The following is a 12,419-nucleotide window of genomic DNA, read 5'->3' on the forward strand; positions in this document are numbered from 1 at the left end:
ATTTGCTTGGCGACCATAGCGATTTGGACCCACCTGATTCCATGCCGAACTCAGAAGTGAAACGAATTAGCGCCGATGGTAGTGTGGGGTTTCCCCATGTGAGAGTAGGACATCGCCAGGCTTTAAATTATGGAACCATGCCCAAGGGCATGTTTGCCACTGCGGAGTGGTAGTTCAGTTGGTTAGAATACCGGCCTGTCACGCCGGGGGTCGCGGGTTCGAGTCCCGTCCACTCCGCCATTATTCTAGAACCTCGCTTATGCGAGGTTTTTTAGAATCTACAATATGATAAACTGTAGTTTCTACAGGGGTGTAGCTCCAATTGGCAGAGCAGCGGATTCCAAATCCGCGTGTTGGGAGTTCGAATCTCTCCACCCCTGCCATATCTAAGGCCTTAGTCGAAAGACTAAGGCCTTTTTGCTTTTATGTTTAAAGACGCTGATACAGTGCAGCGGATTCCCCGATTTACCCAAACAGTGCGTGTTGGGAGTTTGAATCTCTGGATCGCCAGCCCAGCCCACCCCTGACATATTCAAGGCCGTAGTCTTTAGAGTCGGGCCTTTCTGCATTATTACTTTCCAATTTATGCCCCACACATTTTTAGTATAGAATGTTTTTAGAACAGCTCTAAACCAGCTCAAATTTTGATTTTCGCCTAGGCTTTACACTAAAGTGACTCCTGTAACTTTTAAATTGTATAGATTAGGCGTAAATGAAGTGTCGTTGTTCATGCGACTTTTTAGATGAATAAGATTAACTAGCGGAGTAATAATAATGGGACAGCTTTCAATATTGGGCTTCATTGCAATTGGTGGGGCAGTTGGTGCTTGCTCTCGTTACTTAGTCGCTGAACTATGTGCCTTACTCCTCGGAAGAGGCTTCCCTTATGGTACGCTTACAGTCAACGTGGTTGGTTCGTTAATGATGGGGCTACTTATTGCAGCCTTTGAGAATGAAATGATCTCGACAGAACCGTGGCGCCAAATCATTGGGTTAGGTTTCTTAGGTGCCTTAACAACTTTCTCCACATTCTCCATGGATAACGTTCTCTTAATGCAGCAAGGTGCGTTTTTTAAGATGGGCCTCAACGTATTACTGAACGTGGTTCTCAGTATTTCAGCGGCATGGATTGGCTTTCAGCTACTAATAAAAAGCTAGTAACTGCTCACTTTTTAACATTTTTGTACAAGTCGGCTTGGTTTAACCAAGCCGATTTTATATACTGATTTCACTTGTCGGAGTGCCATAAGGCTGAGACCGTTAATTCGGGATCCGTTGAACCTGATCAGATTAGAATCTGCGAAGGGAACAGGAGAAGAGATCACTACACCTTCACATCAGTGATCTATCTATTATCAAGCTACAGTATCTTTCTTTATGTAGCCCTGATACCTCTTGTCGCATCTATCCGCCAAGCATTTTTATCCAAAATCTTTTTATTTAGAATAACAAAGCAAGGAAAAATGCTATGTCGAGTCGCAAACAAGCGAGACTGGAAGCAAAACAGTTTATTGATACTCTTTCGGTACAGCCGTATCCGAATTCAAACAAAGTCTATGTAGAAGGCTCACGCCCGGACATCCGCGTCCCGATGCGTGAAATATCTTTAGCCGATAGCCTTAGAGGCGGCACTAAAGAAGATCCAATATTCGAGCCTAACGAGCCTGTACGTGTTTATGACACTTCAGGAGTGTATACAGACCCTAAGCATACTATCGACCTCTATAATGGCTTACCGAAGCTTAGAGAAAGATGGATTGAAGAGCGTACAGATACTGAGCTATTAAACAATGTGAGCTCTGTTTACACCAAAGAACGCTTGAATGACGAAACGCTCGATGAACTTCGTTATGGCAACCTTCCTCGTATTCGTCGTGCCAAAGCTGGCCAATGCGTCACGCAATTACACTATGCTCGAAAAGGGATAGTTACCCCTGAGATGGAATACATTGCACTGCGTGAGAATATGGGACGTGCTCAGTACCGTGATGAAGTATTAAATCAGCAGCATCCGGGCCAGAGCTTTGGTGCGAATTTACCTAAAGACATTACGGCTGAGTTTGTACGAAAAGAGGTAGCCGAAGGTCGCGCGATTATCCCTTCTAATATCAACCACCCTGAATCTGAGCCAATGATCATTGGCCGTAACTTCCTTGTTAAAGTTAATGCCAATATTGGTAACTCATCAGTCACCTCATCAATTGAGGAAGAAGTTGAGAAACTGGTATGGGCGACTCGTTGGGGTGGTGATACTGTCATGGATTTATCGACTGGTAGAAACATTCATGAAACGCGAGAGTGGATACTGCGTAATAGCCCAGTTCCGATTGGTACTGTACCTATGTATCAAGCACTAGAGAAGGTTAATGGTATTGCTGAGAACCTTAACTGGGAGGTGATGCGTGATACTCTAATTGAGCAAGCAGAGCAGGGTGTCGACTACTTCACTATCCATGCTGGTTTACTTCTTCGTTATGTCCCAATGACGGCAAAGCGTGTAACAGGCATTGTTTCTCGTGGCGGATCTATCATTGCTAAGTGGTGTCTTGCTCATCACCAAGAGAGTTTTCTTTATACTCATTTCCGAGAAATCTGTGAAATCTGTGCTCAGTATGATGTTGCACTGTCGCTGGGTGACGGTCTTCGCCCTGGCTCGGTCGCTGACGCTAATGATGAAGCGCAGTTTGCTGAGCTTCGTACCTTAGGCGAGCTGACCAAGATTGCTTGGGAATACGATGTTCAAGTTATTATCGAAGGCCCAGGTCATGTCCCAATGCACATGATCAAAGAGAACATGGAAGAGCAACTGGAGCACTGCCATGAAGCCCCATTTTATACACTAGGCCCACTGACTACCGATATAGCCCCTGGGTATGACCATATCACTTCCGGTATCGGTGCCGCGATGATTGGTTGGTATGGTTGTGCGATGCTTTGTTATGTTACGCCAAAAGAGCACCTAGGTTTACCAAACAAAGATGATGTAAAGACTGGCTTGATTACCTATAAGCTAGCTGCACATGCCGCTGACTTAGCGAAAGGCCATCCAGGTGCACAGGTGCGTGATAATGCATTATCAAAAGCGCGCTTCGAGTTCCGTTGGGAAGACCAATTTAACTTATCGTTAGACCCTGATACTGCACGTACTTTCCACGATGAAACCCTGCCTCAGGAGTCAGGTAAGGTTGCTCATTTCTGCTCGATGTGTGGACCAAAGTTCTGTTCGATGAAGATCTCACAAGAAGTCAGAGAGTATGCTAAGGACACAGAACAGGTAGCGGCCGATCAAGCGATTTCAATTAAAATGCTTGATGATCCATTAGAAGGGATGCGCAAGAAATCTGAAGAGTTCAGAGCAACGGGCTCAGAGCTATATCACCCAGCTGCGACAGCGGAAGTGAGTGACTAATGGCAAAAATCCTAATTCCGCCTGCGCAGAACGATATTACTGGTTTAGTTCAGCAATGTCTGCTGTTGGCTGAGGAACAAGGGTTTTGTATCGAAGATATTGAGTTGGGTGTTAGCCCAACTCATTCCATTCAACTTGTTCACGAACAGCAGTGCATTCACTTTAAATCTGATTTGATCGAGATGGATGACTCTCATATTGAAGAGTCTTTTCTAATCCACTATCGATCAAGTTTATCCGTAGAAAATTGCGCGAATCAGGGCACCAACTCAATTTTTGTTGGCATTAAGGATCACGATAGAGTTGATGACAACTCATCGTATCTTGATATATGGCGTCATCAGATTACCAATGATATGAGAGCGCTGTCCTTTTACTCCGACTTCAAGGATGAGTTTATACCTGAATATCATCTATCATGGCTTGTGACTTTGTCAGTTCTCGACTTTCCTATTGAGGACTCACTAACGCTTGCCAGAGCGATGGCGACTCGACAAGCTCATGTTTCACGTGAAACGCGATTGGGTGAAGGTGGAGCTTCGTCTTCGTCTAACCTTTGGGCTCACCAATTTAGTGACTTTCCAACCCCAGTTCTAGAAGATGAACGTTTAGGAATTCACGTCGGTTGGGCTAGTACCGGATCCAATATCCACTTTTCTAAGCTGAATAAGCAAAGCCTTGGACTTTATCCCGTTGTAGATGATGTTGAGTGGATTAAGAAACTGCTTCATTTAGGCATTAAGACGGTACAGTTACGAATTAAGAACCCGCAGCAAGGTGATTTAGAGCAGCAGGTTATTCGTGCCATTGAGCTTGGTCGTGAGTATGACGCTAAAGTGTTTATTAATGACTATTGGCAGTTGGCAATAAAGCACAACGCTTTTGGCGTACACCTTGGTCAAGAAGACATTGAAGAGTCGAACCTAAGTCAATTGAGTGATGCCGGAATCCGATTGGGCCTATCTACCCATGGCTATTACGAACTATTACGAATTACTCAAATCCACCCAAGCTATATCGCTCTTGGCCACATATTCCCAACTACAACTAAGAAAATGCCGTCAAAGCCGCAAGGGCTTGTACGCTTAGCTTTGTATCAGAAGTTGATTGATAGCATTCCTTATCGACCTATTTCTCCAGTGGAACCTTCGTCAAAAGATACTGTGGAACTCGGCTATCCTACTGTCGCGATTGGTGGCATTGATCTAGATAATGTGCGATCAGTGTGGCAAACCGGTGTGTCGAGTTTGGCGGTAGTTCGAGCAATTACTTTGGCGGACTCTCCAAAGGCAGTCATTGATATGTTCTCTCAGTTAATGAGCAGAGAAGAAGGTAATCAGAGTGGTGACGAGGTCAACTTGAGTGGTAATGAAAGGAGTGAATGTGCTCTCTGATCAACAATTTCTTCGTTACCAGCGACAAATCTCTATACCTGAAATTGGTGAAACTGGTCAGCTCCAACTATCAAAGGCTCATGTGCTAATTATTGGCTGCGGTGGGTTGGGTAGTGCGGCGAGTTTGTATTTGGCGGCGGCTGGTGTTGGCAAGTTAGTGATTGTCGATGACGACGACGTTGATTGCAGTAACTTGCAACGCCAGGTGATTTATCGTGAAGGCGACATAGGTGCCTCAAAAACTACAGCGGTAACTAAGCAACTTTCTCAGGTCAATCACTTAGTCCAAGTTCGTGCTATCAACAAACGTTTGGATAAATCGCAACTGCTCCTAGAAGTGATGTTGGCGGATGTTGTTTTAGATTGTAGTGACAATATGCCGACAAGACAGCTAATCAACAGTGCGTGTTTTGAAAGATCGACACCGTTAATCTCTGCCGCCGCGATCGGTTGGCAAGGCCAGTTTGCTGTTTTTGATTTTCAAGCATACGAAGGTGACCAACCTTGTTACCGTTGCTTATTTCCTTTTGATGAATTGCCTCGGGCCCAATCATGCAGTGAGAACGGAATTGTGGGGCCAGTTGTTGGTACGCTTGGCAACTATCAAGCATTGGCCGCTATCCAAAAAATTGCAACTGGAATGTTTCACGTGAAACCTTTCCACTTGAATCAATTCGACGGTATGCAAATGCAATGGAGCACTATGGCAATCGGCAAAGATAAAGCATGTCAGGTATGTTCCGAAGGGTAACAGTATTGACTCCGCGCCACGACGTAACGAAGTGTGCAAACTGGCGATGGGTTAATACCAACAGATAAACATGGAAGCAATTATGTCATCGCATCAAATCTCAGAATCAGGTTCACTGACTGAAGACAATGACTTGATAACCATTGTGATAAACAACCAATCTCATCAAGTCGCGAGTCAATCCAATCTGACGCAAATCATTAACCAGTTCGAATTACCCGAAATGGGCTGTGTGCTGGCAATCAACAACAATGTCGTCCCTCAAAGCGAATGGGCGAACACGGTGCTTTCTCAAGGAGATAGCATCTCTCTATTTCAAGCAATAGCAGGAGGGTGAGCGAGATGCTGAAACTAGGTGATAAGCACTTTGAATCTAGGCTGTTTACTGGGACTGGAAAATTTTCTAACAACCAGCTGATGAGTGATGCGATTCAAGCGTCGGGTTCTCAATTGGCGACAATGGCTCTAAAGCGTGTTGATGTAAATGATCGTCAAGACGATATTCTCAAGCCACTAGTTCAAGCAGGTGTTAACTTGCTGCCTAATACATCAGGTGCAAAAAATGCCAAAGATGCAGTGTTCGCAGCTCAGTTGGCACGAGAAGCACTTGGCACCAATTGGGTAAAGCTGGAGATTCACCCAGACCCTAAATACCTCATGCCTGATCCTATCGAAACGCTTGCCGCAGCTGAGCAGCTTGTCAGACAAGGTTTTATCGTGCTGCCTTACTGCCACGCTGACCCTGTTTTGTGTAAGCGACTTGAAGAAGTCGGCTGTGCTGCAGTGATGCCATTGGGTGCGCCGATTGGTTCGAATAAAGGAGTCGTCTCTCAGGACTTCCTCGAAATCATCATTGATCAAGCCAACGTTCCTGTCATCGTTGATGCTGGTATTGGTGCGCCTTCACATGCCGCGCGAGCGATGGAAATGGGTGCCGACGCGGTACTTGTTAATACAGCGATTGCTGCATCAAATGATCCCGTGGCGATGGCTATCGCGTTTAAGCTTGCTGTTGAATCAGGTCGAATGGCCTTCGAAGCGGGGCTTGCTGGAAAGGTATCTCACGCAGTTGCTTCGAGCCCATTGACTTCATTCCTTGATGAGCTTTAAAAGTAAGCGAGGGTAACATGAGTTTCATTGAGCAATTTAAAAAACTGGATTGGGATGATATCTCAATGTCGATCTACGCTAAAACTGCGAGTGACGTTGAACAAGCACTCAGTAAACCTAAGCGAAATTTGGAAGATTTCAAAGCACTAATATCTCCAGCAGCAGAGCCATATTTAGAGCAAATGGCGCAGTTATCTTATACCGCGACTCGACAGCGGTTCGGCAATACCATGTCGTTGTACATCCCATTGTATCTCTCCAACTTGTGCGCTAATGCTTGTACCTATTGTGGTTTCTCTATGGAAAACCGTATTAAGCGGCGCACGTTAAATAGGGATGAAGTGACTGCGGAAGTACAAGCGATAAAAAGGATGAAGTTTGATAGTGTGTTGTTGGTGACCGGAGAGCACGAAACCAAAGTAGGGATGAAGTACTTTCGTGAAGTGGTGCCGATGATTAAGCAAAGCTTCAATTACTTGGCGATGGAAGTACAGCCTCTTGATCAACATAGTTATGCTGAACTTAAAACGTTGGGCTTGGATGCCGTGATGGTCTATCAAGAAACCTATCATCCATCGACCTATGCAGAGCACCATTTGCGTGGCAATAAGATGGACTTCGAATATCGCTTAGATACCCCCGACCGTTTAGCCAAAGCCGGTATTGATAAGATTGGTATTGGAGCGCTAATTGGCTTAGAAGAGTGGCGAACGGATTGTTTCTATGTCGCAGCGCATCTCGATTACTTAGAGAGAACCTATTGGCAAACTCGATACTCCATTTCGTTTCCGAGATTGCGCCCTTGTGAGGGAGGCAGCTCATTAAATGGAATGCAGCCTAAGTCGGTGATGACAGATAAACAGCTTGTACAACTTATTTGTGCTTATCGTTTGTTAAATCCAGAAGTAGAACTATCACTTTCAACTCGAGAGTCATCTGTATTTAGAGATAACGTATTACCTTTGGGGGTTACCTCGATGTCCGCTGCTTCAAAAACTCAACCCGGTGGTTATGCCATGGGAGATGTAGAACTAGAGCAGTTCGAGATCAGTGATGAGCGGAGTGCTGCATCTGTTGAGGATATGATTCGCTCTAAAGGGTTTGCTCCTGTATGGAGAGATTGGCATTCCGCATATTCAGGATAGCTTAAGATTAGCGGTTTGGACCGTACAAACTAAGATGTTTCACGTGAAACACAAACAAAAAAGGGCTGACGCAAAACGTTAGCCCTTTCTATGATTATCGGCTCAGCTTAGCTGTGTGCTAGAGGCTGGGTAGCTTCACGCAGCCACTCTTTCACATCGCCTTCTACAAGTGGGCTAATGTCATCCCATACTTTCTGGTGATAGTCGTTTAGCCAAGCAAGTTCTGGACGGGTAAGCAAATCCACATTGATGTTACGTTTGTCGATAGGACAACGAGTCAATGATTCGAACGTCAATACAGGGAAGTCGCCTTGAGTTTCAAGTTCAACCACCAACTCTAGGTTTTCGATTCGAATACCGAATTCATCAGCTCGGTAATAACCAGGCTCGTTTGAAAGAACCATTCCCTCAACAAGCGGTGCTTCGATAAGCTTCTTAGAAATACTTTGTGGGCCTTCATGAACACTCAGGAAGTGGCCGACGCCATGACCAGTGCCGTGGTCGTAGTCAAAGCCTTCTGCCCACAGGTGCTGACGCGCTAAGATATCTAACTGGTAACCACGGGTTCCTTTCGGGAAGCGTGCGCGAGCAATACCGATATGGCCTTTCAGTGCGAGAGTAAACTGACGGATCATCTCTTCTGACGGTTGGCCAATGGCGATAGTTCGGGTGATATCTGTTGTGCCATCAAGGTACTGACCACCTGAGTCGACAAGGTAAAGCGTGTTTAATTCTAGCTTACCCGGTTCCGGCTGGTTTGCATGATTATAGTGACACATTGCCGCATTGCCACCAGCTGCCGAAATGGTGTCAAAGCTTAAGTCTTTAAGGCTTGGGTCTTGGCGACGGAATTGCTCGAGAGTATCTGAAAGAACGGCTTCATCATGCAGGTTACCTGCTAATACTTCCGCGTCTAGCCATGTTAAGAATTGCACCATCGCCACGCCATCACGAATATGACACGCTTTCATACCTGCAATTTCAACATCATTCTTCGCCGCTTTTGGCATCAAGCACGGATCAGCAATTGAAAGTACTTCAGCACCACTGTTTTGCAGTACTAACTTAAACCACGCATTTGAAGTATTAGGGTCAACAAGAACCTTCTTACCTTGAAGTCGTTCTAAGCGCTGTTGAAGTTGCTCTGGGGCAAACACGTCTACGCCTTGTCCAACGTGAGAGGCAAATTGCTCAGGGATACGTGCTGGGTCTAGGAAAAATTCAACAGAAGCGTCTTTGTGAATAATTGCATGTGAAAGTAGGACTGGTAGACAAGAGACGTCTAGGCCGCGAATGTTGAGTAACCAACAGATGGAGTCCAATGCAGTAATCACAGCGCTATCTGCACCAGTATCCGAAACCAACTTAGCGATTTCTGCACGCTTACTTGTACTTGTTTGACCCGATGTTTCATCTGGCATCAAAATCATATCAGAGATCACTGGCTCAGGTCGGTCACTCCAAAGAAGGTCGATAGGGTTTTGCTCAAGAATTACCAACTCGTTGTTTGCTGCTAACTTGGCTTGCGCTTGATTCAACCAGCCTGCGTTGTGCATGCGAGGGTCTATCGCAACGGTGCAGTTACGTGGCAGTTGTTGAGTGATCCAGTCTAACGCCGGTTCTTCGATTAGATGGCGGTACTCAAATAGGTCTTGTGGTACTTCTTTGGTGACCTGAACGGTGTAGCGTCCATCAACAAAAATAGCGGCTTTTTCTTGGCTGATTACGGCTACGCCTGCTGAGCCAGTGAAGCCCGTTAACCAATGAAGACGTTCGTTATGTGCAGGAACGTATTCACCTAAATATTCGTCTTCATGTGGGACTAGTAAAGCGTCGATATTGTTTTGTGCAAGCCATTGGCGAATCGCGGTTAAGCGCTGCTCAGTATTCGTTAGCATCTGTGTTAATCCTTCATTATGGTTATAGCGTCCATTTCAACAGGCGCACGCTGTGGACGAAGTGAATAAGCTACTCTTTTTATACCCGAGCTGCAAACTATCTCAGGGCAGTGGTTTTATCTTCAATCATTTGGCGAATCCAAGACAAAGCTGGGTCGTTTTCTCGGTCTCGATGCCAAAACAAGGTGTAGGCCATTGGTGGGAATTCCATTGGCAAAGGAAGTACCGTTAAGTCGAGCTGTTTAGACGCTAGCTTAACGAAGTGGCTTGGAGCCGTGAAAACGAAATCTGTGTATGAACATAAACTGGCTGCGCTATTAAAATCCGGTACAGTAATCGCAATATCTCGCTCTTTGCCGAAGTCCGCCAACCGGTAGTCGAGTAGCCAGCGCTCATTGCCATCACACCTTACTTGTACATGTCGTTGCGACAGGTAGTTCTCCAAGTTCCAGTTTTGTGTAAGAGCAGGGTGGTCTTTACGTACCAGGCACATTTGAATGTCACGATAGATTTCTTGCTCGCAAATATCGCTCGGTGGCAGCATGGTCAGTTTTGCGTCATTAATGTCGATGTCTTTGCCAGTGATGCCTAAATCGATTTCGCCTTTTTGTATCTGACGAAACGTTTCATCGGCCCAAGCATGCGTGGCAATAGTCACCCCTGGTGCACTCTTGAATATCTCAGGTAAGAAGTGAGGAAGAATCAGTGGGTAGACACTTTCAACCGCAGCAATCTGATAGCGGTAATCACTCGAACTAGGAGAAAACTCTTCTGGCTGAGTGAGTTGCTCTAATTGGTTGATTAGAATATCAAGCTTTGGCTTTAGGAATAGTGCTTTTGGTGTCGGCTTTAGCCCATGAGCATGACGAATAAAAAGGGGGTCATCAAATTGTGTACGCAGTTTGGCTAAGTTCTTACTCACCGCAGATTGGCTTAAGCAAAGTCGGTGAGCAGCTCGAGTCACATTGAGTTCTTCAATAAGGACACGTAAGCAAACGAGAAGGTTGAGATCGATACGGGCGAGTTTTTCAATGTTCACTAGAAATTCCTATATAGAATAACTTTGATGATTAATTGTCATTATGAGGCATAACTAGTTTAGCCTACTATATGGCCAAATTCATCAGCTGCTATGGAGTAATAAGTGCAACTGGCAAATCAAAATGGTCCATCAAAAACTCAGCTCGCGTTATTGACGCTGCTTGTTCTATTTAGCCCTCTTGCGATAGATATCTATTTGCCTGCATTGCCTTTGATCTCGTCAACGTTCCACGTGGAACATGCTTTAGCACAAGATACGATTACATGGTTTTTGTTTGCGATGGGTGTAGGACAGTTGTTTGCTGGCCCGTTGGCAGACAAACTAGGACGTCGGACTGTTGCATTGGCAGGCGTTAGTATCTATGCCGTGAGCGCTTTATTGGCGTGGAGTGCTCAGAATATCGAGTGGATGCTAGTGGCTCGTTTGCTACAAGGCTTAGGTGCGTGTGCGACATCGGTAGCAGCCTTTGCAACAGTTCGCGACATTTTTGGACCAAAGAAAAGTGGAAAAATGATTAGCTACCTAAACGGTGCAATCTGCTTTATTCCTGCACTGGCGCCTATTCTTGGTAGTTGGTTGACGCAGCAATTTGGCTGGCGCTCAAACTTTAGTTTTATGGCGGGCTTCGCTGTAGTGGTGCTTGTGTTCCTTTGGGTAGGTATGAAAGAGAGCAATCCACAGTTAAGCAAAGAACCAGTGTTTAAGCTCAATCGCTACTTAGATGTATTGAAGACGCCATCATTTATTTTCCATGCATCTCTTTGTATGTTGGCCATGGCGGTAATCATAGGCTATGTCACATCTGCGCCCGTGGTATTGATGGAAAACTCAGGTCTAACAATGAACGAGTTTACGTTCTGGTTTGGTGTGAATGCGGTAATTAACATCGCAGCATGCATGAGTGCACCTAAGTTTATGGAAAAGTATGGCACTCACGCTGCACTGACGGTTGGTATTACCACCTTGATGATTGCGGGTATGGTGATGCTGCTGATCATGAACCACGCGACGCCTCTCGCGTTTATGCTGCCGATCTTCATGTCATCGATCGGGTTTGCTTGGATTCTTGGTGCAGCGGCAGGTAAAGCGCTGGCGCCATTTGGAGATAAAGCGGGCACCGCGGCGGCACTGCTAGGGCTATTTCAGATGAGTGGTTCTGGCTTGGTTGTGGGTACGGTACAACGCTTAGGGATGGAGCCTCAGATTATGATCGCCACATTAATGTTGATTGTCACGCCGGCTCTCGCAATCTTATGGTCGAAGTCAGGAAAAACTTGGCATTATGCAGAGGCTTAAAGCGCATCTAGCTCTTTGCTATTGATTGTAAACGCTGTATATTTGAGCTTCTTATATCGAAATCTGTGGATACAAACCAACGATGTCAATGACTGCCTACGAGATGGCTCGCGTTATGGAGCAATTGGATACTGCTCCAGATAAAATTATGTTTGGTAAAGTGCTTAATGAATTAGGCAGCCAAAGTGCAGAGCGCATCCAAAGCGCGGCAAAACAGGTACCGATTGCGGTCCTACGCGACATGGTCTATCAGTTTCAACAAGTGATTGAGTCTCGTAAAGAAGAGCAGCTTGATGTGTTAGCAAAAGAGATCGCTGCTCAAGGTATCTCAGTTGAGCAGCTAAAAGCGTATCTCGCTAATAACTAGCAGACAG

The 12,419-nt window shown here is 45.5% G+C and carries 11 protein-coding genes, 2 tRNA genes, 1 rRNA gene and 1 riboswitch; of the genes, 12 read left to right on the forward strand and 2 right to left on the reverse strand.

Features of this window, described 5'->3' with window-relative positions; all coding sequences use genetic code 11:
* Positions 1-5 precede the first annotated feature (5 nt).
* From rrf to thiH, 10 genes are all read left to right on the forward strand, one after another.
* Positions 6-121: ribosomal RNA gene (rrf, locus tag EJ063_RS17090) — 5S ribosomal RNA — on the forward strand.
* 42 nt (positions 122-163) lie between these two features.
* A tRNA-Asp gene (locus EJ063_RS17095) sits at positions 164-240 on the forward strand.
* Positions 241-306: 66 nt separating this feature from the next.
* Positions 307-383, forward strand: a tRNA-Trp gene (locus EJ063_RS17100).
* A 391-nt stretch (positions 384-774) separates the two neighbouring features.
* The gene (gene crcB / locus EJ063_RS17105; protein WP_126575542.1) at positions 775-1,158 is read left to right on the forward strand and encodes a fluoride efflux transporter CrcB; all 384 of its coding nucleotides are present in this window, start codon (positions 775-777) and stop codon (positions 1,156-1,158) included.
* A 68-nt stretch (positions 1,159-1,226) separates the two neighbouring features.
* Positions 1,227-1,325: riboswitch (TPP riboswitch) on the forward strand.
* A gap of 143 nt (positions 1,326-1,468) precedes the next feature.
* The gene (gene thiC, locus EJ063_RS17110; protein ID WP_126575543.1) at positions 1,469-3,409 is read left to right on the forward strand and encodes a phosphomethylpyrimidine synthase ThiC; all 1,941 of its coding nucleotides are present in this window, start codon (positions 1,469-1,471) and stop codon (positions 3,407-3,409) included.
* Positions 3,409-4,803, forward strand: coding sequence for a thiamine phosphate synthase (locus EJ063_RS17115; protein ID WP_126575544.1), 1,395 nt, complete (start codon positions 3,409-3,411; stop codon positions 4,801-4,803). Before thiC ends, EJ063_RS17115 begins: the two co-directional genes overlap by 1 nt.
* Positions 4,793-5,554, forward strand: a complete 762-nt coding sequence (locus tag EJ063_RS17120) for a HesA/MoeB/ThiF family protein (RefSeq protein ID WP_126575545.1) — start codon at positions 4,793-4,795, stop codon at positions 5,552-5,554. Before EJ063_RS17115 ends, EJ063_RS17120 begins: the two co-directional genes overlap by 11 nt.
* A gap of 82 nt (positions 5,555-5,636) precedes the next feature.
* Positions 5,637-5,891 carry a sulfur carrier protein ThiS gene (gene thiS, locus EJ063_RS17125; RefSeq protein ID WP_126575546.1) on the forward strand — a complete coding sequence of 85 codons (255 nt, stop codon included), beginning with the start codon at positions 5,637-5,639 and terminating at the stop codon, positions 5,889-5,891.
* Positions 5,892-5,896: 5 nt separating this feature from the next.
* Positions 5,897-6,664: a thiazole synthase gene (locus tag EJ063_RS17130; protein ID WP_126575547.1), complete on the forward strand. Its 768-nt coding sequence runs from the start codon at positions 5,897-5,899 to the stop codon at positions 6,662-6,664.
* Between the two features lie 17 nt (positions 6,665-6,681).
* Positions 6,682-7,809, forward strand: coding sequence for a 2-iminoacetate synthase ThiH (gene thiH / locus EJ063_RS17135; RefSeq protein WP_126575548.1), 1,128 nt, complete (start codon positions 6,682-6,684; stop codon positions 7,807-7,809).
* A gap of 107 nt (positions 7,810-7,916) precedes the next feature.
* On the opposite strand, the gene EJ063_RS17140 is transcribed toward thiH, so the two are convergent.
* Together EJ063_RS17140 and EJ063_RS17145 are read right to left on the reverse strand one after the other, a co-directional pair.
* Complete coding sequence (locus EJ063_RS17140; protein ID WP_126575549.1) at positions 7,917-9,707, reverse strand: aminopeptidase P family protein; 1,791 nt, start codon at positions 9,705-9,707, stop codon at positions 7,917-7,919.
* 97 nt (positions 9,708-9,804) lie between these two features.
* Complete coding sequence (locus EJ063_RS17145; RefSeq protein WP_126575550.1) at positions 9,805-10,746, reverse strand: LysR family transcriptional regulator; 942 nt, start codon at positions 10,744-10,746, stop codon at positions 9,805-9,807.
* Between the two features lie 105 nt (positions 10,747-10,851).
* Between EJ063_RS17145 and EJ063_RS17150 the strand changes: the two genes are divergently transcribed.
* Positions 10,852-12,045, forward strand: coding sequence for a multidrug effflux MFS transporter (locus tag EJ063_RS17150; RefSeq protein WP_126575551.1), 1,194 nt, complete (start codon positions 10,852-10,854; stop codon positions 12,043-12,045).
* An 82-nt stretch (positions 12,046-12,127) separates the two neighbouring features.
* Positions 12,128-12,412, forward strand: a complete 285-nt coding sequence (gene tsrA / locus EJ063_RS17155; protein ID WP_126575552.1) for an H-NS-like global regulator TsrA — start codon at positions 12,128-12,130, stop codon at positions 12,410-12,412.
* The last annotated feature ends 7 nt before the right edge of the window (positions 12,413-12,419 follow it).

It is taken from the genome of Vibrio aquaticus (assembly GCF_003970385.1).
GTDB classification, from domain to species: Bacteria; Pseudomonadota; Gammaproteobacteria; order Enterobacterales; family Vibrionaceae; genus Vibrio; species Vibrio aquaticus.

Excerpts from the sequence above, each read along its gene's own strand:
- crcB (WP_126575542.1), top strand. The coding sequence starts at position 775 with ATGGGACAGCTTTCAATATTGGGCTTCATTGCAATTGGTGGGGCAGTT.
- EJ063_RS17130 (WP_126575547.1), top strand. The coding sequence starts at position 5,897 with ATGCTGAAACTAGGTGATAAGCACTTTGAATCTAGGCTGTTTACTGGG.
- EJ063_RS17140 (WP_126575549.1), bottom strand. The coding sequence starts at position 9,707 with ATGCTAACGAATACTGAGCAGCGCTTAACCGCGATTCGCCAATGGCTT.
- tsrA (WP_126575552.1), top strand. The coding sequence starts at position 12,128 with ATGTCAATGACTGCCTACGAGATGGCTCGCGTTATGGAGCAATTGGAT.
- thiC (WP_126575543.1), top strand. The coding sequence starts at position 1,469 with ATGTCGAGTCGCAAACAAGCGAGACTGGAAGCAAAACAGTTTATTGAT.
- thiH (WP_126575548.1), top strand. The coding sequence starts at position 6,682 with ATGAGTTTCATTGAGCAATTTAAAAAACTGGATTGGGATGATATCTCA.
- EJ063_RS17115 (WP_126575544.1), top strand. The coding sequence starts at position 3,409 with ATGGCAAAAATCCTAATTCCGCCTGCGCAGAACGATATTACTGGTTTA.
- thiS (WP_126575546.1), top strand. The coding sequence starts at position 5,637 with ATGTCATCGCATCAAATCTCAGAATCAGGTTCACTGACTGAAGACAAT.